Raw genomic sequence first — 23085 nt, forward strand, 5'->3', positions numbered from 1 at the left:
GCGGCGCCAGTACCCCCCGCCGCCCCCAACCGGGGGGGGGGGGGCCCCCCCTCCCCCCCCCGGGGGGCCCCCCGCTTTTTTGGCCTTCCCCCGCCCCCCCGGCCCCCCCGGGGGGCCGGGGGGCGCTCTGACCCCCCTGTCCTGGGGGGGCGGCCCCCGGGGGGGCCGCGCCGCCGTCAGTACTTGGGGCCGATGTGGGCGTCCATGAGGGCGACGGACTCCTTGCGGGCGACGGAGACGTTTGTGGTGCCGGTGGGGCGCGAAGCGGCCTTCCAGCGGACGCCGACGGCGTCGAGGGTGGAGGTGAAGAGGCCGATGATGTCGGTCGAGGTGTTGGTGAAGAAGTAACGCGGGTACTCGTAGCGCTTCGTGACGCCACCGACCGTGCGGGTCGCCCAGTTGGTGATGCGGCAGCCGTCGGAGTGGATCAGGCCGCGCAGGAACTCCCAGGGGTGGGCGTCGACGATCTCCTGCTGCCATGGTGCGAGGACGATCGGCCGCAGGTGCTTCGGCCCGGGGCCGTGCTGGGGGAAGAGGCAGGGCCAGTGCTTGCTGGTGCTGACGACGCTGGTGCAGCCGGGCGCCTGGACCCGGTTGACCTTGTTGTGCGGCATGACGGCGGCGACGGCCTGCTCGCACTCGAGGATGAGGCCCGGCCAGGTGTCGCAGCATGCGATGCGGAGGGCGTGGACCTGGCGGCGGCCCTCGCTGATGCAGCCGTCGCCCAGGTAGAGGCCGAGCAGGTAGGAGTACCGCGGGCGTGGCCTTGAGGGATCGAGCCGCCCTCCGCGGACCGGGCATTCGGCGGTCATGCGTGGACCGGGCGCTACGCCCGACACCCACTGACGGATCGAGAAGCGGGAGATCCCGGTTGCGCGACTCACCTGGCTGAAGGTCAGCCCGGAGGCGTGCAGATCGAGTGCTCGTCGGCGTGCAGCCATGTCGTACATATGGCCGAGCGTGTGCGAACCGCACGGGTGGATCCGGTGAATGCGGCGATTTTCATCCGGATTGATGAAGATCGCCAACGGTTAGGCTGACCTAAGCGGCTTGCGAATCGAAGGATAAGTGCCCCGGGTGGGATTCGAACCCACGCTGTATGGTGTTTGAGACCATCGCCTCTCCCGCTGGGCTACCGGGGCGCCCATGGATTCGAAGGTTGAACTTCGGACCCGCTGGTCTCAAACATACCGTGTCTGGGTACCCTCGTGCATGCAGTACCCCGCCGGAACTAGGAGCCCCGTGAGCACCGCCGACGAGCAGGCGCAGCCGCTTGAGACCGATACGCCCCAGATCACCCGGATCGTGATCGCCGAGGACGAGGCGCTGATCCGTCTCGATCTGAAGGAGATGCTGGAGGAGGAGGGGTACACCGTCGTCGGTGAGGCCGGTGACGGCGAGACGGCGGTGCGGCTCGTGGAGGAGCTGAAGCCGGATCTGGCGATCTTCGACGTGAAGATGCCGGTCCTCGACGGGCTGTCGGCGGCCGAGCAGATCCACGACAAGCACCTGGCCCCCGTGCTGATGCTGACGGCGTTCTCGCAGCGGGAGCTGGTGGACCGGGCGCGCGACGCCGGGGCGATGGCGTACATCGTCAAGCCGTTCTCGAAGTCGGACCTGGTGCCGGCGATCGAGATGGCGGTGTCCCGGTACGCGGAGATGCGGGCGCTGGAGAAGGAGATCGGGGATCTCAGCCAGCGGTTGGAGACCCGGAAGCTGGTGGACCGGGCGAAGGGCGTGCTGCAGACCAAGTTCGGGCTGAACGAGCCGGCCGCGTTCCGGTGGATCCAGAAGACGTCGATGGACCGCCGGATGACGATGGCGGCGGTGGCCGAGGCGGTCATCGAGGAGGGCGAGGCCCAGGACCGCAAGAAGGCGGACGAGGCCAAGCCCGAGTAGGGCGTGCACGCGAAGGGCCCGGCAGAACGTTTCTGCCGGGCCCTTCGCGTGCTGTGGCTCAGTCCTCGCCGAGGTAGGCCTTGCGCACCGACTCGTCGTGCAGGAGGTCGGCTCCCGTCCCGGACAGGACCACGCGGCCGGTCTCCATGACGTAGCCGCGGTCGGAGAGGGAGAGGGCCGCCTGGGCGTTCTGCTCGACCAGGAGGATGGTCGTCCCGGACGCCTTCAGCTCCACGATAGTGGACATGATCTTCTGCATCATCAGCGGGGAGAGCCCCATCGAGGGCTCGTCCAGCATGAGCAGCTTGGGCTGGGACATCAGCGCCCGCCCCATCGCGAGCATCTGCTGCTCGCCGCCGGAGAGCGTCCCGGCGGCCTGGCGCCGGCGTTCGCCGAGGATCGGGAACAGGCCGTAGGCCCGTTCGACGTCCGCGGCGATGCCGGCCGGGTCGGTGCGCAGGAAGGCGCCGAGGAGGAGGTTCTCCTCGATGGTCATCCGGGGGAAGATGTGCCGGCCCTCGGGGGAGTGGGCGAGGCCGAGCGCGACGATCTTGTGGGCGGGGACGGTCGAGAGGTCGCGGCCGTCGAAGGTGATCCGTCCGGCGGTGGGCTTGAGCAGGCCGGACAGGGTGCGCAGGGTGGTGGTCTTGCCGGCGCCGTTGGTGCCGATGAGGGTGGTGACCTCGCCCTGCTCGACGCTGAAGCTGATGCCCTTGACGGCCTCGATCTTGCCGTAGGCGACGCGGAGGTCCTGAACTTCGAGAAGTGCGGTCACTGGTCGGACTCCGTTGCGGCCGGGGTGGTGCCTTCGAGCGGTGCGCCCAGGTAGGCGGTGATGACGCGTTCGTCGTTCTGGACGGTCTCGCGGTCGCCTTCGACGATCTTCTGGCCCTGGACGAGCACGGCGGTGCGGTCGCAGAGGTTGAAGATGAAGCGCATGTCGTGCTCGATGACGAGGATGGAGATCCCCTTGTCGCGGATCGCGAAGACGAGCTCCTCGGCGGCCCGGGTCTCCTGGGGGTTCATGCCCGCGGTGGGTTCGTCGAGCAGCAGCAGGCCGGGCTCGGAGGCCAGGGCGCGGGCGATCTCCAGCTTGCGCTGCTCGCCGTACGGGAGGTTGCGGGCGAGGTGGTCGGCCTTCTGGGCGAGGCCGGTGAACTCCAGGAGTTCCATGGCCTTCTCGCGGCTCTCGGCCTCGGCGCGGTGGTAGCCGGGGCCGCGCAGGACGGCGGAGAAGATGCCCTCCTTGGTGCGGGTGTGCCGGCCGACCAGGACGTTCTCCAGGACGGTCATGTTGGCGAACAGCCGGATGTTCTGGAAGGTGCGGGCGATGCCGGCCTGGGTGACCAGGTGGGGCTTGGGCGGCAGCAGGGTGTCGCGGAAGCGGACGGCGCCCTCGGTGGGGACGTAGAGGCCGGTGAGGCAGTTGAAGAAGGTGGTCTTGCCGGCGCCGTTGGGGCCGATGAGACCGATGATCTCGCCGTCGCCGACGGTCAGGGAGACGTCGTTGACCGCGGTGAGGCCGCCGAAGCGCATGGTGACGCCGGTGACTTCGAGCAGGGGTGCGGCGGTGGTGGTCATCGGGTCGGTCACGCCCCTGCCTTGGTGAGTGCGGTCGGCTCGCCGGCGGCCTGGGCCGGAAGGTCGGCCTCGTGGAACTCCAGCTGCCGGCGCCGGTTGGGGATGAGGCCCTCGGGGCGGACCCGCATCAGCACGATGAGGGCGGCGCCGAAGGCGAGGAGCTGGTAGTCGGCGAGGAACTCGAGTTTCTTCGGGATGAGGAACAGCAGGGTGGCGCCGGCCAGCGGGCCGCTGATGGTGCCCATGCCGCCGAGGATGACCGCGGCGAGCAGGAAGGCGGAGTTCGGCGGGAGGGCCTCGGCGAAGGTGTACTGGTCGGGGGTGACGGTGTAGCTGACGTGGGCCTGGACGGTGCCGGCCAGGCCGGCCAGCAGGGCGCCGAGGGCGAAGGCGAGCAGCTTGAGCCGGAAGCCGTTGATGCCCATGGCCTCGGCGGCGGTCTCGTCCTCGCGGATGGCGACCCAGGCGCGGCCGATACGGGAGTTGCCGACCCGGGCGAAGATCAGCACGACGAGGGCGGTGACCAGCAGCATCAGCAGGTAGTAGTTGGAGAAGCGGCCGAGTTCGACGCCGAGCACGGTGTGCGGCTTGCCGAGGTCGAGGCCGAGGATCTCCAGGTCCGGGATGCGTGGGATGCCATTGGAGCCGTTGGTGACCTTGGGGCCGGTGGTGCCGTTGAGGTTGAGCATGGTGATGCGGAAGATCTCGCCGAACCCGAGGGTGACGATGGCGAGGTAGTCGCCGCGCAGCCGCAGGGTGGGGGCGCCGATCAGGACGCCGAAGACCATCGAGACGACGGCGCCGGTGAGCATCGCGGCCCAGAACGGGAACTGGACGTGGATGGGCGAGGCGGGGGAGCCGGAGACCAGGGCGGCGGCGTAGGCGCCGACGCCGAGGAAGGCGACGTACCCGAGGTCGAGCAGGCCGGCCAGGCCGACGACGATGTTCAGGCCGAGCGCGACGGTGGCGAAGATCAGGATGTTGGTGGCGACCGAGGTGTACTGGTCGCTGGTCTGGGTGAACGGGAAGCCGGCGGCGGCGGCGAAGGCGGCGCCGGTGGTGACCGGGCGGTGCTTGATGGTCAGCGCGCGCAGCCGGGCGATCAGACCGGACCTGGTGAGGGCGGGGACGGCGAGGGCGACGAACAGCAGGTAGCCGGTGAAGAGTTCGCCGTACTCGGTGTCGATGCCGAAGGTGATCGCGAACAGTCCGAGCCCGAAGGCGAGGACGATCAGCAGCACCTCGATCCAGGAGGGGAGCGCGCGCGGCGCGGCCAGCGGCCGGTCGGTCCGGCCCAGCCGCAGCCCGCTGTTGGCGAGGTGGCCGAGCTGGAGCAGCAGGACCGCGCCGGCCGCGATGGCGAGGCCTCCGGCGAGGGCGGTCATGACCGGGGCCACCGGCTTGTCCGAGGGGATGGCGTGGGCGCCGAACCAGGCGACGGGGGCGGCCGGGACGAGCAGGAAGAGGCGCTTGTCGAGGATCCGCAGTGGGACGGCGGTGCGGCGGTCGAGCGGCAGGCCGAGGGCGCCGAGGACGGAGAGCAGGCCGCCCGCGGCGAGCACCCAGCCGCCGGGTTCGAGGTTGGCGAGGCCGCCGAGCTCGGAGGAGATCGCGGCGACGGCGTAGACGGCGACGGCGAGGGAGCCGGTGGCGGCGTACAGGACGGCGTTGTTGCTGCGGGCGGGGGCGGCCCAGCGCAGTCCGGGGACGCCCTGGCCGCCGAGCAGCAGGACGAGGGTGAGCAGGCCGGCGGCGAGGGCGAGCCACTGGAGGCCGGCTGGGGAGCCGTAGTACGTGAGGTCGCCGGGGAACTCGGCGGTCCAGGTCCAGGACATGGCGGCGGAGGCGGCGGTGGCGAGGGCGCCGAGTGTGGTGACGGCCGCGGCGGCGCGGGCCGGCAGCGGGACGACCGGGGTCGCCTCGGTGTGGGTGGTGGTCATGGTGGTCACGCCCTGTCCGCGACGCGCTCGCCGAGCAGCCCCTGGGGCCGGATCAGGAGCACGAGGATGAGGAGAACGAAGGCCCAGACGTCCTTCCAGGCGCCGCCCCCGAAGAGGTGCATGCCGGGCAGGTGCTGGATGTATCCGGTGGCGAGGGCTTCGGCGAGGCCGAGGGCGAGGCCGCCGAGCATGGCGCCGTAGATGTTGCCGATGCCGCCGAGGACGGCGGCGGTGAAGGCCTTGAGGCCGAGGATGAAGCCCATCCGGAAGTCGACCTGGCCGCTGCGCAGCCCGTACGCGACGGCGGCGACGGCGGCGAACGCGGCGCCGATGGCGAAGGCCATGACGATGATGCGGTCGGTGTCGATGCCCATCAGCTTGGCGGTGTCCGGGTCCTGGCTGGTGGCCTGCATGGCGCGCCCGGAGCGGGTGCGGGTGACGAACCAGCCGAGGGCGAGCATGCACAGCGGGGCGGCGATGATCAGGAAGAGGTCGCTGCGCTGGATGGTGACGGAGCCGAGGCTGAACGGGTCGCCGGGGAGCTTGGGGAAGACCCGGGCCTTCTTGGCGTCCGGGTAGAAGGAGAAGACGAGTTGCTGGAGGAAGATGGACAGCCCGATCGCGGTGATCAGCGGGGCGAGCCGTGGGGCGTTGCGCAGGGGGCGGTAGGCGAAGCGCTCGGCGGCGACGGCGGTGAGGGTGGAGACCAGGATGCCGGCGATCAGCATGAGCGGCAGGGCCAGCCACAGGGTGGTGCCGCCGGGGAGGGCGAGGTAGGCGGTCAGGGCGCCGAAGCCGCCGACCATGACGATCTCGCCGTGGGCGAAGTTGATGAGCTGGACGATGCCGTAGACCATCGTGTAGCCGATCGCGACGAGCCCGTAGAGGGCGCCGAGGATCAGGCCGTTGGCCAGCTGCTGCGGTAGGTCGTGCACCGCTGGGCCTCCGTAGTGCGTTCGGGGGTGTCCGCTTGGGTGGTGGATGTGGGTGCGCGCGGGGGCACTCGTGGCGCCCCCGCGCGCGGTGGTGGTGAAGTGGCGCTGGTGGTACTGCCGGTGACGAGGCGTCAGTCGTTGGAGCCGGTGCGTCGGTGGTGCGGACGCGTCGGCGCTTCGGCGCCTCGGGTGCCGGTCGTCAGCCCTTGAAGGTGCCGGACTTCTCCACGGCCCACTTGCCGTCCTTGACGGTGTAGACGGTGAGCTGCTTGTTGGTGGTGTCGCCGAACTCGTCGAAGGAGACCGTGCCGGTGACGCCGGCGAAGGTGACCTTCTGGACGGCGTCGCGGACGGCCTTGCGGTCCAGGGTCTTGCCACTGGCCTTCGCGGCCTTGACGCCCTGGATGATGGCCCAGGCGCTGTCGTAGGAGTAGCCGCCGTAGGTCTCGTAGGCGTCCTTGTATCCGGCGGTCTTGTAGTCGGCGATGAACTTCTTGGCGGTGTCGAGGCTCTCGACGGGCAGGCCGACGGCGGTGGCGTAGTCGCCCTGGCTCTTGGGGTTGAGCTTGATGAAGTCGCCGCTCTGGATGCCGTCGCCGCCCATCAGCGGGAGGTTGACGCCGGCCTCCTTGAGCTGGAGGGAGAGCGGGCCGGCCGCGGGGTACTCGCCGCCGTAGTAGACGGCTTCGGCGCCGGAGCTGCGGACCTTGGTGACGATGGCGGCGAAGTCGCGGTCGTCGGGGTTGACGTGCTCCTCGCCGACCAGGGTGCCGCCGAGCTTGGTGAACTCGCTCTTGAAGGTGCCGGCCAGGCCCGCGCCGTAGGTCTTCTGGTCGTCGATCAGGAAGACCTTGGTCTTCTTGGCGTCGTTGTAGAGGAACTGGGCGGCGAACGGGCCCTGGACGGCGTCGGTGGTGGCGGTGCGGAAGTAGGAGTTGAACGGGCGCTTCTTCTCTCCGCTGGCCCACTTCTCGCCCTGGCTGAGGGCGACGCCGGTGTTGGCGGGGGAGACCTCGACCAGGCTGGCGTCGTCGAAGATCTGCTGCATCGACTGCGCCACACTGGAGTTGAGCGGGCCGACGACGCCGAGGACCTTGGAGTCGCCGACCAGCTGGGTGGCGTTCTGCTGGCCGGGGGCGGGCTTGCCGGTGTCGTCGAGGGCCTTGATCTCGAACTTGACGCCGGGGACCTCGTTGGTCTCGTTGGCCTTCTTGATCGCGAGGTCGACGGAGTTGCGGATGCCGAGGCCGAGGGCGGAGAGGTCGCCGGTGAGCGGGGCGTCGACGCCGATGACGACGGTGGTGGCGGACGAGTCGGCCTTGTCGCCGTCGCCGCCCTTCTTCTCTCCGCGGGAGCCGCAGGCGCTGAGGCTGAGGGCGCCGATCACGGCAATGCTCACGACAACTGCTGAACGGTGACGCACGAGGGTCCCCTTCGGTTCAGGAGGCGCCCGCGCCTGAGTGGCGGGAGCCGGAGTGCGCGGAGGGCCTGGCCCAATCGAATGGCGCGGTGACTGGCCGTGACTCTAGATGCCGTTGGGCGGCTCGGGCAGTGCTGGGCGCAGGCTGTGATTCTCTTGTTATGAGCACACGGAGTACTTGTCTCACCATGTGGTCGTTCCGGCCCGATCGATCCCGCGATGGCGGGCGTTTAGCCGCTGATGGCGCGATGTAAGGCCCAGAAATGGGGGTTGCAGCTGGCAGTGCCGATTATCGGACACTCGCGTCCGGTGCTCTGGTTTCGACCCTGAGCGTCCGGATTGCGGACAGGGAGGGCGCGGCGAGGTGGTTCCGGGGTGCCTGAAGGCCTCGGAACCGGCAATTGATCGGATTTCCTACTTGTTACGCAGAGTTACAGGCGCGGGATGCGCGCCGACCGCCCCCGGACATGCGGACGCCCCCTTGTCCAGACCAACGCCTGCCCAGGCCGGCGGAAGGTCAAACAAGGGGGCGGAAAAGGGACTTGATGTTGTCCCGAGTGAACTCGCGGACACCGTAAGGACGTTGTCGGAAGGAATCCTTCCGGGTGCGGTCAGAGGTCGCGCAGCATGCAGGTCAGCCGGCAGCTGGTGACCCGCCGGCCGGTGTCGTCGGTGATCGCGATCTCGTAGGTGGCGGCGGTGCGGCCCTTGAACACGGCCGTCGCCACCCCGGTCACCAGCCCGGAGGTGGCCGAACGGTGATGGGTGGCGTTGAGGTCCACACCCACCGCGTACCGGCCGGGGCCGGCGTGCAGCATCGCCCCGATCGAGCCCAGCGTCTCGGCCAGCGCGGCCGACGCCCCGCCGTGCAGCAGCCCGTACGGCTGCTGGTTGCCCTCCACCGGCATGGTGCCGACCACGCGGTCGCCGGACGCCTCGACGATCCGGATGCCGAGCTTCTCGCCGAGGTGGCCGCCGGAGAAGGTCTCCGGGTTCACGCCGAGCTTGGCGAAGTGGTCCAGCACGTCCTGCGGGACGTTCAGGACGGGAGTGCTGTCGTGGGAGGTGCCGGGGGCCGCGTCGGTCATGGGGGAACTCCTGCCGCTGGGGGGACGCCGGAGCGCGCCGGGCGACGCTCCGGGGGATCTGCCGCCTGTGATCGTACGACCGTCCTACTCGTAGGTAACAGCTCCCGCCGGACCGGCGCGGCGTCCTTTTTGTCGGTGCCGGGCCATAGGATCGGTGGCCGGTAGTGGAATCGGCAGGAACGGACGTTGACGTGGCTACGCAGAGTACGGACAAGGGCGCGACGGGTGGCGGCGGGGCCGGCCCGCGGCCCCGGCTGATGCTGCTCGACGGGCACTCGATGGCCTACCGGGCCTTCTACGCCCTGCCCGTGGAGAACTTCAACACCTCCACCGGCCAGCCCACCAACGCGGTCTACGGCTTCGCCTCGATGCTCGCCAACACCGTCCGGGACGAGCAGCCCACCCACCTCGCCGTCGCCTTCGACCTCTCCCGGCAGACCTTCCGCTCCGTCGAGTTCCCCGACTACAAGGCCAACCGGGCCAAGACGCCGGACGAGTTCCGCAGCCAGATCGGCCTGATCGGCGAACTGCTCGACGCCATGCACATCCCCCGGCTGACGGTCGAGGGCTTCGAGGCCGACGACATCATCGCCACCCTGGCCACCGCCGCCGAGGCGGCCGGCTACGACGTCGACATCGTCACCGGCGACCGCGACTCGCTCCAGCTGGTCACCGACCACGTCACCGTGCTCTACCCGACCAAGGGCGTCTCCGAGCTCACCCGCTTCACCCCGGAGAAGGTCGCCGAGAAGTACGGCGTCACCCCGCGCCAGTACCCGGACCTCGCCGCGCTGCGCGGCGACCCGTCCGACAACCTGCCCGGCATCCCCGGCGTCGGCGAGAAGACGGCCGCCAAGTGGGTCAACCAGTTCGGCTCCTTCGAGGAACTCGTCTCCCGCGCCGACGAGGTCAAGGGCAAGATCGGCGAGAAGCTGCGCGACAACCTCGACTCCGTCAAGCGCAACCGGGTGCTCACCGAGCTCGTCCGCGACGTCGAACTCCCGCTCGGCGTCGCCGACCTGGACCGCAAGCCGTTCGACAAGGACGCCGTCGCCACCCTGATGGACTCGCTGGAGTTCCGCAACGCCAACTTCCGCGACCGCGTCCACAACATCGACCCGTCCGCCGGCGAGGCCGCCGCCGAAGCCGAACTCGCCCCCGGCGTCGAGGTCGACGGCGAACTCCTCACCGACCCGGGCACCCTGGCCGCCTGGCTCGCCGAACACGCCTCCGACGGCAAGACCACCGTCGCGCTCGCCGCCGTCTACCAGTGGGCCCTCGGCGCCGGCGAGGTCACCGAAGTCGCCCTCGCCGCGGGGGAGTCCGCCGCCTGGTTCGACCCGGCGCTGCTCGCCGAGGAGGACGAGCGCGCCTTCGCCGACTGGCTCGCCGACGCCGGCGCCCCCAAGGCCCTGCACATCGCCAAGCAGGTCATGCGCGCCTTCGCCGAACGCGGCTGGACGATCCAGGGCGTCGTCGCCGACACCGCCCTCGCCGCCTACCTGGAGAAGCCCGGCCGCCGCACCTTCACCCTGGAGGTGCTCGCCGAGGAGTACCTGGCCCGCTCGCTCACCCCGGCCCCCGCCACCGAGACCGGCCAACTCGCCTTCGACGCACCGGAGGAGGACGAAACCGCCGCCGCCCGGTCGCTGATGCTCCAGGCCCGCGCCGTACTCGACCTCGCCGCGCTCTTCGACACCCGCCTCGCCGAGGTCGGCGCCGCCGGGCTGCTGCACGACATGGAACTGCCCATCGCCGCCCTGCTGGCCCGGATGGAGCGCTACGGCATCGCCGCCGACCGCGAATGGCTCACCGGCCTGGAGGCCCAGTTCGCCACCGAGATCCAGCGCGTCGTCGAAGAGGCCCACGCCGCCGCCGGGCACGAGTTCAACCTCGGCTCGCCCAAGCAGCTCCAGGAGATCCTCTTCGGCGAACTCGCCCTCCCCAAGACCAAGAAGATCAAGACCGGCTACACCACCGACGCCGACGCGCTCACCTGGCTCGCCACCCAGACCGACAACGAACTGCCGGTCATCCTGCTGCGCCACCGCGACCAGGCCAAGCTGCGCACCACCGTCGAGGGCCTGCTCAAGACCGTCTCGCCCAAGGGCCGGATCCACACCACCTTCAACCAGATGGTCGCCGCCACCGGCCGGCTCTCCTCGCAGGACCCGAACCTGCAGAACATCCCGGTCCGCACCGAGGAAGGCCGGGCGATCCGCCGCGCCTTCGTCGTCGGCGAGGGCTACGAGTCGCTGCTCACCGCCGACTACTCGCAGATCGAGCTGCGCATCATGGCGCACCTCTCCGAGGACGAGGCCCTGATCGAGGCCTTCGCCTCCGGCGAGGACCTCCACAACACCGTCGCCTCCCAGGTCTTCGAGGTGCCGCGCGCCGACGTCGACGCCGAGATGCGCCGCAAGATCAAGGCCATGTCCTACGGCCTGGCGTACGGCCTGTCCGCGTACGGGCTCTCGCAGCAGCTCGGCATCAAGCCGGCCGAGGCCCAGGGCCTGATGGACACCTACTTCGAACGCTTCGGCGGCGTGCGCGACTACCTGCGCCGGGTCGTCGACGAGGCCCGGGCGACGGGCTACACCGAGACGCTGCTCGGCCGCCGCCGCTACCTGCCGGACCTCAACAGCGACAACCGCCAGCGCCGCGAGATGGCCGAGCGGATGGCCCTCAACGCCCCGATCCAGGGCTCGGCCGCCGACATCGTCAAGATCGCCATGCTCCGGGTGGACGAGGCGCTGCGCGCGGCCGGCCTCACCTCCCGGATGCTGCTCCAGGTGCACGACGAAATCGTGCTGGAACTGGCACCGGGCGAGCGCGAGCAGGTCGAGGCCGTCGTCCGCGAGCAGATGGCGGGCGCCTACCCGCTGCGCGCCCCGCTCGACGTCTCCGTCGGCGTCGGCCCGAACTGGGAGGCCGCGGCGCACTGACGCGGACTTTCCAGCCGGCGGCGGGCCCGGGCGCGTGGAGCGTCCGGGCCCGCCCTGCTATCGAGGGAGGCACAGGCATGGCAGCCGTCATCGACAAGGTGGCCTGGATCCACATCGCAGGCGGAAAGGTCCTGAGCACGCGTTCCCGCGGCAAGGACACCTACTACCTGCCGGGCGGCAAGCGGGAGCCCGGGGAGAGCGACCCCGACACCCTGGTGCGGGAGATCGGCGAGGAACTCACGGCCGCCATCGCACCGGATTCCGCGGCCCTCCTGGGCGTCTTCGAAGCTCAGGCCCACGGCCACCCGGACGGCGTCGTGGTCCGGATGACCTGCTACACCGCCGCGTACGAGGGGCGTCTGGAGGCGAGCAGTGAGATCGAGGAGGTGGTCTGGCTCACGTACGGCGAAAGGCATCGCACGTCGCCTGTCGACCGGATCGTCTTCGACCACCTCCATGCGGCGGGCCTGCTGCACTGACGTCAGGCAGGGGCGATGAAGGTCGACTTCCCGCGCGCGGTGGCGCGGGGTGCAGGTCTGGGACGGCGGAGCCGGCGCACTACGGAGTCCCCGGAAGCCCGTGCGATGGCTCAGGGCGGCCGGTTCAGACCGGCAGGTCCCAGCCCGGGCCGTCCTCGCTGCCGAGCCAGACTCGCTGGCCCGCCGCCGAGACCGTGATGCCGAAGGCGTCCTGGTGCGGTTCACCTGCGCCCTGCCATGCCTCGATGGCGGTTTCCACTCGGTCCCACAGGCGGAGCGGTCCGCGCTGGACCACCGTCCATCCGCCTTCGGGGGCGGGCATGGTCCGGGCCTGCGATCCGGTGGCCACGTCCGACAGGATCTGTTGCCCTGCGGCTCCCATCCGTTCGGCCGAGGGCGCCGCGAGCTGCGCGACCCAACTCCCGGTCCACGTATCGAGCTTCGCGGGATCGATCCGGCTGGCGCGCTCCTCCCCGGGGAGCAAGGTCAGTCTTGGGCGGGGCGGCCGGTCGTGCGGCCGGGCGATCATGAAGCTGGTGTAGCCCGGCAGGAACCGGCCGGCGGCCTCGCCGGGCCCGTTGACGTCGAGCAGTGCCAGGGCGTTGGCGCAACTCCACCCGGACAGGGTGACCAGGATCCGGCCGCCGGGCTTCACCTGGCGAAGCCAGGCCATCGGCAGGTACCGGACCGAGCACGTTGCGATCAGCCGGTCGAAGGTGCCGCCGTCCGGATCCCCGCCGAGACCGTCGCCGGTGATCAGACGCGGGGCGCAGCCGGTGGCCTGGAGTGCGGTGGCGGCGCGTGCGGCTACCTGGGGGTCGTACTCGATGCTGGTGACGTTCCCCTCGCCGAGGCGGTGTGCACCGAGGGCGGTCGAGTAGCCGGTCCCGGTGCCGACTTCGAGTACCCGGTGACCGACGTCCGCACCGAGCTGCTGCCACATGCCCAGCACGAGCGAGGGCAGGGTGGAGGACGACGTCGGCGTGCCGGTCACCGACTGCTCTCCGGCGTCTTCGGGCCGTGTGCGGCCGTCGAGTTGGGTGATTCGGGTCTGGTCGGCGTAGATCCCTTCCAGCCACCCGGGGTCACCGCGGCGCACGCTTCGATAGCTGGTCGGGGTGCTGCCCTCGACCGGAACGAAGTAGCCGCCGACGAACAGTTCGCGCGGTACTGCGGCCGCGGCCTCCGTCCACGCGGGATCGGTGAGCGTGCCGTTGTCGGTGAGCTGCTCGACCAGGGCGGCGCGCAGGATGTCGGATGTGGTCACTCGTCGTGGACCCTTTCCAGTTGGTCGGCGATTGCGAGCGCAATCCCGTCGGTGATCCCGGCCGGCTGCCACGCCCATTGCCCATTGGGGTTGCACTCCAGGAAGTACCACGTGCCGTTTGCCGTGACGGCGAAATCGAAGGCGCCGAAGGCCAGCCGGAAGGTGGCGAGGTAGTGGGCGACGGACTCGGCAACCGGCGCGGGGACGTCGATCGGGGTGCAGCGCATCCGGTCCTGTCGGTGCCGCCAGTCGAGATCAGGGCTGTCGATGCGGGCGGTGAACAGCCGGTCTCCGACCGCGGTCACCCGGGTGTCGAACACCTTGGAGACCCTGGCTTGGAACATGTGCGGACACGCTGTCACGGCCTCGGTGATCTCCTGGCTGCGGACCTCGCTCACCCATACGGCCTGAGCCTGTCCGCGGGCCGAGTACGGGGTGTTCCACACCGGCTTGTAGACCGTGCCACCGGCGTGGGCAGTGAACTCCCGCGCCTCGTGCTCGTTGTTGGTGATCAGCGTGTCGGGCACGTGGAATCCGCAGTGCTGTGCGGCGGAGAGCTGAGCCGGCTTGTACTCCGCCGCCCGGTTGTGCCAGGGATGGTTCACGTAGCGCGCCCCGGGAAGTGACGCCAGGATGCCGCCCGCCCCCCAGAACCCTTGCGAGGCAGCGAACCGGCGGTCCTGGCCGTCAAGATCCGGCGGTCCCGCGTAGGGCGAGGGCCTGCGAACCCAGACGGACCGAACAGCTGTGAGGTCCAGTTCACGGCTCGACGTGCGGAGGGCGCCCCGCTGACTGCCCGTGCGGTACGTGGCGGTCAGCGAGGCACCCTCATGCAGGTCGGTGCCGGGATCGAGACGCACCACCGGAACTCGGCGTTCGGCGAGTACCCGAAGTACCGCATCCGCTGTCACATCGGAGGAGTTGGTCAGCACCAGCACCGACCTGCTTCGGTTGTCCATCAGCCGGAACTCTGGTCCTGGTCGTAGGACTCGGTCACGTCGCTGTCCGTGGCCCCGCCCGGCGAGGCCCCGTCACCCGGGCTCGTGTGGGTGGGCGTGACACCGCTGGTGCTGGTGCCGTGGCTCCCCAGCTCGACCGTTCGGCCGTTCTCGTCGACGATGACGGCGATCTGCGACTTGGGGTCGATCACCGGCGTGAACGCCGGGAGCGTGGCAGTGGCCGGGTAGGGCCCCATCCTGCCGATGCCCCACGGTTTGGGCGTCTGCGTCATGCGTCCTCCTCGTGTCGATGGGTCTGGATCACTTCAACAACCCTGTCGCTGAGCAGGGTTGTTACAACCCCGCCCCAGCAGGGACGGGAGCTTCGGGAGCGGCCGGATGAACCGGGCGTGTTGCGTAGGAAGTCGGTGGAGTCGACTTCTGCTGCTTGGCGGCTTGGGTGCGGCAGTGGGTGAGGGCGTAGGTGAGGCGGGGGTCGGGGTTGGGGGTGGTGGTGAGGAGTTCGCCGGCGGTGGTGAGGGTGGTCCAGTAGCGGGCGGGGTCGCCGGTGCGGGGGAGGGTGTGGGTGGAGGTGAGGGAGAGGTAGGCGGTGGTGAGGTTGCCCGTGGTGAACCAGCGGTGGAGGCCGTGGCGGTGGCCGGGGCGGAGGCTGCCATGGGCGTCGATGGCGGTGAGGAGGTGGTCGACGACGGCGAGTTCGGTGTCGGTGAGGGACTTGGGGACGTCGAAGACGCCGAGGGCTTCGAGGAGTTCGCCGGTGTCGGTCGCGGTGTCCGGGTGGTGGTCGGCGAGGAGGGCGTCGTAGCAGTCGTTGAGGCGGCGGCCGGTCTCCGCGAGGGGGATGGTGAGGGCGAGGCAGACGGCGCGGGCGGAGGGGAGGGGCTCGCGGGTGCGGCGGGCGAGGAGGGCGTAGGTGTCGGCGGGGGTGCGACCGCGGGAGAGGGCGTGCCGGGCCAGGGTGATGAGGTGCATGGGGGCGGGCTTTCAGGCGGTGGCGAGAGCGAGGGCGGGAGCGGGCGCGGGGGCGACGAGGACCCAGACGAACTTGCCGATGCCGCCGGGCCGGGACGAGCAGCCCCAGCGTTCGGCGAGCTCGTTGACGAGGAAGAGCCCGCGCCCGCGCTCCTCGGAGGGCGCGGCGGTGCGGAGGGACGGGCGGCCGCTGCCGGCGTCGTGGACTTCGAGGCGCAGGCGAGAGTTGACGAGGGTGAAGCGGACTTCGATGCGACGGTCGTCGGGGGCGTCGGAGTGCTGGACGGCGTTGGCGAAGAGCTCGCCGAGGAGCAGTTCGGCGGTGTCGCGGTAGCGGTCGCCGGAGGGCAGCCCGGAGAGGTACGCGCGGAGCAAGTACCGGGCCAAGGGCGTGGATTCGATGCGGGAGTCGAGCCGGGCGGCGAACGCGCGGGGCCGGCGGGAGGAGAGCATGGGGATACCTCGGAAGGGGCGTGGGAATGGGGGAGCGCCGTGGGCTGGGCGCGCTTGAGGTGACCTCGCTCTGATGCCGGGAGCGATGCCATGAATGAAGTCGGCACCCTCTCTACGGGCGAATCAGAGGCCTTTGGGCGCCAGTGGGAGTGGGGGCTGTGGGAACGTGACCGGGACACCCGGGCCGGTGGCCCGGGGGCCGGTCCGTCTCGGCTGCCACGCGCGCCGACGCGTTCCCGAGGAACGGCGCTGGCAAGATCGGCAAGGGTCTCTCACATTGGGGTCGGTGTTATGGGTGTCACGCTGGGCGTGGTGGTGCTGACGATGGGAGACCGGCCTGCGGAGCTGGCGGCGCTGTTGGACTCGGTGCGGGCCCAGGACGGTGGCGGCAGTGGCGTGCGGACGGTGGTGCTCGAGCAGGGCGTGGAGCTGCCCGAACTGCCCGACTGGGTGGACGCCGTGGAACTGCCCGAGAATCTCGGCATCCCCGGGGGCCGCAGCGCGGGCGTCGAACGACTGCGCGAACTGGGCGGCACGGACCTGGTGGTCGTCCTGGACGACGACGGCCTGCTGCCCCGCACCGACACCTTCCGGCTGGTCCGGGAGGCCTTCGTGCGGGACCCGGGGCTCGGGATCGTGTCTTTCCGTATCGCGGACGAGACCGGGTTCACCCAGCGCCGGCACGTTCCCCGCCTCGGTGCGTCGGACCCTCTGTTGTCCGGGGAGGTCACCACCTTCCTGGGCGGCGGCCATGCCATCCGGATGAGTGTGATCGACCAGGTCGGCATGTTCCCCGCCGAGTTCTTCTACGCCCACGAGGAGACCGACTTCGCCTGGCGCGCCCTGGACGCGGGCTGGCGCATCGACTACCGCGCCGACATGGTGCTCCAGCACCCCCGCACCGACCCGGCCCGGCATGCCACCTACTACCGGCTGACGGCCCGCAACCGGGTCTGGCTGGCCAAGCGCCACTTGCCCGCCATCCTGGTGCCGGTCTACCTCACCTCCTGGGCGGCGTACACGGTGGTCCGCCGTCCACCGCTGTCCGGTCTCAAGGCGTGGTGGTCCGGCTTCTTCGAGGGCGTGCGCACGCCGTGTCCGCCGCGTCGGCCGATGCGGTGGAAAACGGCATGGCGGATGGCGAAGTTGGGTCGGCCGCCGGTGTTCTGACAGATGGCCCGGCACGGCCAGGGCCAGATGGAGGACGGCGTCGACGACGCGCTGTACGTCCGTGCTGGTTTTGAGCATGGGGGAGTGCCTCAGGGGAGGGACGGGTCGGTCGGCAGGCGGTATCAGGCGGTGCGCGGGTTGCCGCCGAACGAGGAGCGGAAGGCGGCAAATCCAGCGGCGGCGTCCGCGAGGGCTCGGCGGCGAGCGAGGTCGGCCGAGGTTCGGCGCGGCGGGTGCCTGTTGCCGTGGTCCGCGGTGGTGCTGTAGGGGACGGGGTGGGCGGTGACGAGGAAGCCGCCCTGGTCGCTGAGGGCAGTGGGGAGGCGCTCGCAGGTCCCGCCCCGGACGGCCTGGCTGGTGGACACCATGTCGTAGGTCCAGGTGACCACGCCATGGATCGCGCGGCTGTTCAGGGCGTCGGCGATGGCCTGCCAGCCCGGCCGCTGGCCGAGCGGGTGTGTGGGGTTGCCGTCCGCCCGGGCGAGGGCGACCGTCCAGTCGCGGGCCTCGGCGAAGGCGCGGGTGAGATTGACGAGGATGAGGGCGGTGCTCTCATCACCGGTCGCGATGTACAGGGCGACCGTCACGCGACGGATGGGCGACCAGCCAGATTGAGTCGGCGTCATGATGCCAAGGCTGCCGCCGAGTCAGGCCATCGTGAACGTGCGGTGCGTGCCACTTCCAGAAGTAATACCGGCTCCGTGTGATACGGCTCGTGTCAGTCTGATCTCAGTGAGTGAACAGGCTGATACCGAGGATGCCGCCGAGCTTCCGCACGCGGGTGGTGCTGGCGTGACCGGCGCGCTGCATGATCGCCCCCGGAAGGGCCTGGTGACGGGCCCAGTCGGGCTGTGCGCTGCACACCTGGAGGAGGGTGTCCAGAGCTGCGTCGTACTGTCGGGTGTCGGCCTGGGCGAGAGCGATGTCCAGGGCGAGCCGGTTGCGGGCGGCCTGCGGCAGCGGGGACAGGTCGCCGAGGTTGCGGGCGAGCGTCAGGGCCTTGCCGGGGTCGCCCATGACGGTGTGGATGCCGATGGCTTGCGCGGTGACCGTGGTCGGCCCGAAGCTGGTGCCGTTGATCATCGCATCGCGGCCCATCCGCGCTGCCACCGCGTGTCCCTGGGAGAGCAGGTCGCGGGCCCGGTCGCCGTCGCCCTTGCGGGAGGCGACGACGGCGGCGAAGGTGACGTGCCACCCGTAGGTGGCCAGCGTCTCCGGATCCCTTTCCGAGTAGCGGGGTTCGATGGATGCGAACGCGGTCTCGGCGGTGGTGGTGGCCTGGTCGAGGCGGGCGTCGCGCATGTAGATCCAGGACCGGCCGCAGTCCACCATCGCGGCCCGCAGTGGGTCTGCGGCCATCTGGACGTGGTGGCGGGCGTGGCCGATCGCCGAGTACGCGAGGTCGCGGGCACCGTGGAACTGCGCGGTGTAGGAGGCGAGTCGGTAGGCGTCGGCGAGGAGGCCGTGGGCCGCGCACCGCTCGCCGTCCGGGGCGGAGCGCAGGAGGGCGGCGGCCTCGGTGATGGCCGGGGCGGCGAGGCTGCCGGCCCGGGTGTAGTCCCCCGCCCGGTAGTCCGCCCAGGCCCGCGCCAGATCGGCCCGCAGTCCTGCGGCGTCCGGCGGTTCCACATCGGTCCCGACCCCTGCGGCGGTGTCGTGCACGGTGCGGGACAGCCCTCGCAGCATCGCCCTGTCACCGATCAGCGAAGCCCTTCGGGGTGCCTGCTGCCCGAGGATCACCGACACGTCCGCATGCAGTGCGGCGGACAGCTTGAGCAGCGACGGCAGACCGATACTGCCGCCCTCCTTCTCGGCCTTGCGAACCGTCGGAACGGATACCCCGGCGGCCTCGGCGAGTTCTTCCTGGGTCATGCCTGCCCGCAGCATCTTGATGCGCTGGCCGGTGGAGTAGTCGGACCACTGCGTCATGGGAGCCTCCGAAGGTGAGCGGCCTCAGAACGGACCGTACCCCCGCCACTCCGCTCCCGGTGCCGGAACGACCTGGCTGTCAGCCGTGTTGGCGGCAGCTCAGAGAGTGCCTGGGCTTCGAGGACAGTAGTGATGCCGAGCGCTTCGACGGCAACATGATCGTGACGCTGCCGCTGCTCGTCGGGATCGGTCGCGACGCCTGGATGGCGCATCTACGGTGAGCCCAGGACGACGGTGTGTCCGATCGCTGTGGTCGACGAGGCCGCCTCGCCACTCGCCATAGTCCTTCAGGGCTCTATCCTCCTGCACATGAGCAACGGTGCCGGGAAGACGCCGCTCCACTCGGTGTCCGTCGCCGGAGTGGTGGTGCGTGAGGACGGCTGCGTGCTGGCGATTCGCCGGGCTGACAACGGAACTTGGGAACCCCCGGGTGGCGTGCTGGAACTGGGCGAGGCCATCGAGGACGGCGTGCGCCGCGAGGTCTACGAGGAGACCGGGATCAAGGTCGGCGTGGAGCGGCTGACCGGCGTCTACAAGAACGTGAGCCGAGGGATCGTCGCCCTCGTCCTTCGTTGTCGACCGGAGAGCGAGGCGACGCGGCTCTCGGAGGAGTCGGTCGAGGTCGCTTGGCTCTCGCCGGCAGAGGTCTCCGAACGCATGGCCGAGGTCTATGCCGTACGCGTCTTGGACGGGCTTCGGAACGACGCTGTGCCGAGCGTCCGGGCCCATGACGGTCGGCACCTGCTGTGACAAGCCAGGCGGCGGAGGTGGTGGACGATGTCCAGGTGTGTCTTCGAGGGCGCCCCGGACGCTCCCGCGGCGGGCTCACTGGTCCCGGCCGCCATGTGAAGGCTCAGAGCACGGCAGGGAATCCCAGCAGAGCTGCGATGTGGGCGGCGTTGCCAGGTGTGCCGTCGGCGAGGACGGTGGTGATGCCGAGGGCTTCGGCCGGGGCCAGGTTCCTCGGCTGGTCGTCTACGAAGACACATGCCTCGCCCGGCAGTTCAAGTCGGTCCAGGGTGAGCTGGTAGATCGCCGGATCGGGTTTGGCGATGCCCTCCCGCTCGGAGATCACCGTCACGTCGAACAACTCCCAGACACCCAGGGCCTCGTACGGGTCGTACGGGTCCAGGCCGAAGGAGTTGGACAGCAGCGCGACCTTGAGGCCGGCCCGCCGGGCCGAGCGGGCGAGCGCGATCATGTCGTCGGCGGGCCGGACGCCCGACCATGCCCGGCCCATCAGGTTCTCGTGCTCCGGCACGCCGAGGATGGGAGCCACCCGCCGGTTCCACTCCGCCTGGCTCAGCCGTCCGGCTTCGAGCTCGGTGTACAGGCGGCCGGCTTCCGGTTCGGAACCGAGCGTCTGCCGCCACGCCCCGGCGTCGAGGCCCTGGGCGAGGCACCACTCTCCGTGCGCGGGCCCGGCATTGGCGGTCAGTACGCCCACGAAGTCCAGGATCAGGGCTGCGAAGGGGAGTCCGGCCTCGCCGGGGTGGGTGGCGGTCGGGGCGGTCAGGGCCATGGCGTCCTTTCCTGTCACTTCCGGGCGTTGAGGCGGCGGGTGGGTTCGGCTGTGGTCGGGTCCTCGGGCCAGGGGTGGCGGGGGTAGCGGCCCCTGAGGTCCGCTCGGACGGCGCGGTAGCCCTCGCGCCAGAAGGACTCCAGGTCACCGGTGACGGCGGCGGGGCGGCCGGCGGGGGAGAGCAGGTGGATGGTCAGAGGGATTCTTCCGCCGGCCAGGGTGGGGGTCTTGGTCCAGCCGAAGAGTTCTTGCAACTTGACTGCCAGCACTGGGCGTTCGGTCGTGTAGTCGACTCGTATCTTCGATCCGCTGGGCACCGTGATGCGCTCGGGGGCCAGCTCGTCCAGCCGTCCGGCCTCTCCGCTTGCCCAGGGGAGGAGGCGTTGGAGGGCGGACGTCGTGTCGATCCTCGCGAGGTCGGTGCGGCGGCGGGCGCGGGACAACTCGGGCTCCAGCCACTCGTCGGCGCGCGTGAGGAGGGCCTCGTCGCTGACGTCGGGCCAGGGGGCGCCGATGGCGCTGTGGAGGAAGGCGAGGCGCTCGCGGAGGCCGGGGCGGAACGTCAGCAGGGTGCTGACGCCCTCGCGGCCGAGGCCTTCGAGGAGGGCGGCGCGGACGAGGGACCGGTCGGGCCGGTCGAGCGGCTTCTCGGCCAGCTCGATGGCGCCCAGCGACTCCACCCGGCGGGAGACGACCTCGCCCCGCCGGGTGTCCCAGTGGACCTCCTCGCGCGAGGTGACCAGCGCCGCTCCGGCGGTCAGGGCGGTGGCCTCGTCCAGTGCCGCCGCGTGCAGGATGCGCGCCGAGTGCGACCCCGCCGGGCGGTCGGCGACCGCGACGGCGAGCCAGGGCAGGGCGCCGAGCGCCGTGCCGGGGGCGAGTTCGGCGGCGGTGCCGCTGGCCATCAGGTACGGGCTGCGCTCGCCGGGGGCGGGCCGTTCGACGCGGGCGCGGGCGATCCGCTCCGGGAAGGCGAGGGCGACGACCAGCCCGGCAGCGGCCGAGTCCGGCAGGTCGGTGGCGGGCTCGTCGGAGGTGGCGCGCAGCAGGCGGCGGACTTCGTCGCGCCAGCGGCCGGCGTACGGGTCCTTGGCGGAGCGTACGGTCCGCCAGACCGCGCCGAGGTCGTCGCCGAGCGCCCGCGGCGGCTCCTCGGACAGCAGCGCCACGACCTCGGCGGCCCGCCGCGCCCCGACCGCGGCCGCCCCGTCGACGAGTGCGCGGCCGAGTCGGGGGTGCAGCCCCGTGCGGGCGAGGCGCACCCCGCGCGGCGTGGCCCGGCCGTCCGCCGAGACCGCACCGAGGGCCTGGAGGGTCTGCCGGGCGGCGGCCATCGCGCCCGCCGGTGGCGCGTCGGGCAGGGCGAGGCCGGTGGCGTCCGGGTCGCCCCAGCAGGCGGCCTGGAGGGCGAAGGGAGTGAGGTCGGCGAGCGCGATCTCCGGGGTGGGGAAGCGGGCGGCGAGGGCGTCCTCGGCCTCGTTCCAGCAGCGGTAGACGGTGCCGGGGGCCTCGCGGCCGGCGCGGCCGGCGCGTTGGCGGGCGGCGGCGAGGGAGGCCCGGACGGTGACGAGTCCGGCGAGGCCGCGGGCGTGGTCGGTGCGGGGTTCGCGGGCGAGTCCGGCGTCGATCACGATGCGTACGCCCGGCACGGTGAGCGAGGATTCGGCGACGGCGGTGGCGAGCACGACCCGGCGGCGCTCCCCGGGGGAGAGGGCCGCGTCCTGGACGGCCTGCGGGGCGCGGCCGTGCAACTGGAGCACCTCGGCGTCCACGTCTCCCAGTGCCCCGGCCACCCGGGCGATCTCGCCGACGCCGGGCAGGAAGCAGAGCACGTCCCCGTCCCGCTCGCCCAGCGCACGCCGTACGACCGCCGCGACGTGGTCGAGCAGTGCCGGGTCCACCCGGGTGCCGTGTGCGGGCCGGACGGCCCGGGGCGGCGGGGCCCACCGGACCTCGACCGGGTGGGAGGTCCCGTGCGCCTCCACCACCGGGGCGCCGCCGAGGAGTTCGGCCCAGGCCTCGGTGTCGGAGGTGGCGGAGGCGCAGAGCAGCCGGAGTTCGGGCCGCAGCGCCGCCCGGACGTCCAGCAGGAAGGCGAGCGCGGTGTCGGCGTCGAGGTGCCGTTCGTGGCACTCGTCCAGCACCACCACGTCCACGCCGGGCAACTCCTGGTCTCGCTGCAGCCGTTGCAGCAGCACGCCGGTGGTGACCACCTCGACGACGGTGTCCGGCCCGGTGCGGCGCTCGCCGCGCACCGTGTACCCGACCTCGCGGCCCACGGACGAGCCGAGCAGCCAGGCCATCCGCCGGGCGGCGGCCCGTACGGCGAGCCGGCGCGGTTCGGCGACCAGGACCCGCCGTACGGGCCGGCCGTCGTCGAGCAGTCCGGCCAGGGCGAGCGGCACCAGGGTGGTCTTGCCGGTGCCGGGCGGCGCGGCGAGGACGGCGGTGCCGTGCCCGTCCAGTGCCTCGTGGAGGGCGGGCAGGGCGGTGCGGACGGGCAGGTCGCGCCAGGCGGGGTTCACC

Annotated in this window: 21 protein-coding genes and 1 tRNA gene; 5 read left to right on the forward strand and 17 right to left on the reverse strand. The window is 71.2% G+C overall.

Annotated features, from left to right (window positions below; genetic code table 11):
* Nucleotides 1–176: 176 nt before the first annotated feature.
* Nucleotides 177–812, reverse strand: a complete 636-nt coding sequence (locus tag ACWD4P_RS20400; RefSeq protein ID WP_449780488.1) for a hypothetical protein — start codon at nt 810–812, stop codon at nt 177–179.
* Between the two features lie 257 nt (nt 813–1069).
* Nucleotides 1070–1142, reverse strand: a tRNA-Leu gene (locus tag ACWD4P_RS20405).
* A 100-nt stretch (nt 1143–1242) separates the two neighbouring features.
* Here ACWD4P_RS20405 and ACWD4P_RS20410 point away from each other — a divergent pair.
* Entirely contained in the window at nt 1243–1899 is a 657-nt protein-coding gene (locus ACWD4P_RS20410; protein ID WP_359819015.1) for an ANTAR domain-containing response regulator, read from the forward strand.
* Nucleotides 1900–1957: 58 nt separating this feature from the next.
* Here ACWD4P_RS20410 and ACWD4P_RS20415 read toward each other — a convergent pair whose 3' ends face one another.
* The 6 genes from ACWD4P_RS20415 to ACWD4P_RS20440 all read right to left on the reverse strand — a co-directional run bounded on the left by ACWD4P_RS20415 (nt 1958) and on the right by ACWD4P_RS20440 (nt 8863).
* A complete protein-coding gene (locus tag ACWD4P_RS20415) occupies nt 1958–2674 on the reverse strand; it encodes an ABC transporter ATP-binding protein (protein WP_359819018.1) in 717 nt (238 codons plus the stop codon).
* On the reverse strand, nt 2671–3480 hold the full coding sequence (locus ACWD4P_RS20420; RefSeq protein ID WP_359819053.1) for an ABC transporter ATP-binding protein: 810 nt from the start codon (nt 3478–3480) through the stop codon (nt 2671–2673). Before ACWD4P_RS20420 ends, ACWD4P_RS20415 begins: the two co-directional genes overlap by 4 nt.
* An 8-nt stretch (nt 3481–3488) precedes the next feature.
* Entirely contained in the window at nt 3489–5420 is a 1932-nt protein-coding gene (locus ACWD4P_RS20425; protein ID WP_449780524.1) for a branched-chain amino acid ABC transporter permease, read from the reverse strand.
* A 5-nt stretch (nt 5421–5425) separates the two neighbouring features.
* Nucleotides 5426–6355: a branched-chain amino acid ABC transporter permease gene (locus ACWD4P_RS20430; RefSeq protein WP_359819021.1), complete on the reverse strand. Its 930-nt coding sequence runs from the start codon at nt 6353–6355 to the stop codon at nt 5426–5428.
* Between the two features lie 199 nt (nt 6356–6554).
* A complete protein-coding gene (locus ACWD4P_RS20435) occupies nt 6555–7778 on the reverse strand; it encodes a branched-chain amino acid ABC transporter substrate-binding protein (RefSeq protein WP_359819024.1) in 1224 nt (407 codons plus the stop codon).
* Between the two features lie 608 nt (nt 7779–8386).
* Entirely contained in the window at nt 8387–8863 is a 477-nt protein-coding gene (locus tag ACWD4P_RS20440; protein WP_359819027.1) for a PaaI family thioesterase, read from the reverse strand.
* A 257-nt stretch (nt 8864–9120) separates the two neighbouring features.
* Here ACWD4P_RS20440 and polA point away from each other — a divergent pair, with 257 nt between their 5' ends.
* Both polA and ACWD4P_RS20450 read left to right on the forward strand, forming a co-directional pair.
* Nucleotides 9121–11808 (forward strand): DNA polymerase I, encoded by a 2688-nt coding sequence (gene polA, locus ACWD4P_RS20445; protein WP_449780525.1) that lies wholly within the window; start codon nt 9121–9123, stop codon nt 11806–11808.
* Between the two features lie 77 nt (nt 11809–11885).
* Nucleotides 11886–12287 carry an NUDIX hydrolase gene (locus tag ACWD4P_RS20450; protein WP_449780489.1) on the forward strand — a complete coding sequence of 134 codons (402 nt, stop codon included), beginning with the start codon at nt 11886–11888 and terminating at the stop codon, nt 12285–12287.
* Nucleotides 12288–12411: 124 nt separating this feature from the next.
* Here the strand turns inward: ACWD4P_RS20450 and tgmC are convergent, their stop codons facing one another.
* The 5 genes from tgmC to ACWD4P_RS20475 all read right to left on the reverse strand — a co-directional run bounded on the left by tgmC (nt 12412) and on the right by ACWD4P_RS20475 (nt 15938).
* A complete protein-coding gene (tgmC, locus tag ACWD4P_RS20455) occupies nt 12412–13554 on the reverse strand; it encodes an ATP-grasp peptide maturase system methyltransferase (protein ID WP_449780490.1) in 1143 nt (380 codons plus the stop codon).
* Nucleotides 13551–14513: an ATP-grasp ribosomal peptide maturase gene (tgmB, locus tag ACWD4P_RS20460; RefSeq protein ID WP_449780491.1), complete on the reverse strand. Its 963-nt coding sequence runs from the start codon at nt 14511–14513 to the stop codon at nt 13551–13553. Before tgmB ends, tgmC begins: the two co-directional genes overlap by 4 nt.
* Nucleotides 14513–14785: a putative ATP-grasp-modified RiPP gene (tgmA, locus tag ACWD4P_RS20465; protein WP_449780492.1), complete on the reverse strand. Its 273-nt coding sequence runs from the start codon at nt 14783–14785 to the stop codon at nt 14513–14515. The genes tgmB and tgmA overlap by 1 nt, the downstream gene beginning before the upstream one ends.
* Before the next feature lie 61 nt (nt 14786–14846).
* Entirely contained in the window at nt 14847–15485 is a 639-nt protein-coding gene (locus ACWD4P_RS20470; protein WP_449780493.1) for a hypothetical protein, read from the reverse strand.
* Nucleotides 15486–15497: 12 nt separating this feature from the next.
* Entirely contained in the window at nt 15498–15938 is a 441-nt protein-coding gene (locus ACWD4P_RS20475; RefSeq protein WP_449780494.1) for an ATP-binding protein, read from the reverse strand.
* A 291-nt stretch (nt 15939–16229) separates the two neighbouring features.
* Here ACWD4P_RS20475 and ACWD4P_RS20480 point away from each other — a divergent pair, with 291 nt between their 5' ends.
* A complete protein-coding gene (locus ACWD4P_RS20480; RefSeq protein WP_449780495.1) occupies nt 16230–17108 on the forward strand; it encodes a glycosyltransferase family 2 protein in 879 nt (292 codons plus the stop codon).
* A 122-nt stretch (nt 17109–17230) separates the two neighbouring features.
* On the opposite strand, the gene ACWD4P_RS20485 is transcribed toward ACWD4P_RS20480, so the two are convergent.
* Nucleotides 17231–17695 carry a hypothetical protein gene (locus ACWD4P_RS20485; protein ID WP_449780496.1) on the reverse strand — a complete coding sequence of 155 codons (465 nt, stop codon included), beginning with the start codon at nt 17693–17695 and terminating at the stop codon, nt 17231–17233.
* Nucleotides 17696–17837: 142 nt separating this feature from the next.
* Nucleotides 17838–19037, reverse strand: a complete 1200-nt coding sequence (locus ACWD4P_RS20490) for a helix-turn-helix domain-containing protein (protein ID WP_449780497.1) — start codon at nt 19035–19037, stop codon at nt 17838–17840.
* Between the two features lie 297 nt (nt 19038–19334).
* Between ACWD4P_RS20490 and ACWD4P_RS20495 the strand changes: the two genes are divergently transcribed.
* Nucleotides 19335–19787, forward strand: coding sequence for an NUDIX hydrolase (locus tag ACWD4P_RS20495; protein ID WP_359819059.1), 453 nt, complete (start codon nt 19335–19337; stop codon nt 19785–19787).
* Between the two features lie 103 nt (nt 19788–19890).
* Here ACWD4P_RS20495 and ACWD4P_RS20500 read toward each other — a convergent pair whose 3' ends face one another.
* Entirely contained in the window at nt 19891–20559 is a 669-nt protein-coding gene (locus ACWD4P_RS20500; protein WP_449780498.1) for an HAD family hydrolase, read from the reverse strand.
* A gap of 14 nt (nt 20560–20573) precedes the next feature.
* Nucleotides 20574–23084, reverse strand: a complete 2511-nt coding sequence (gene hrpB / locus ACWD4P_RS20505; protein ID WP_449780499.1) for an ATP-dependent helicase HrpB — start codon at nt 23082–23084, stop codon at nt 20574–20576.
* Nucleotide 23085: the final 1 nt, after the last annotated feature.

It is taken from the genome of Kitasatospora sp. NPDC002543 (genome assembly GCF_053594915.1).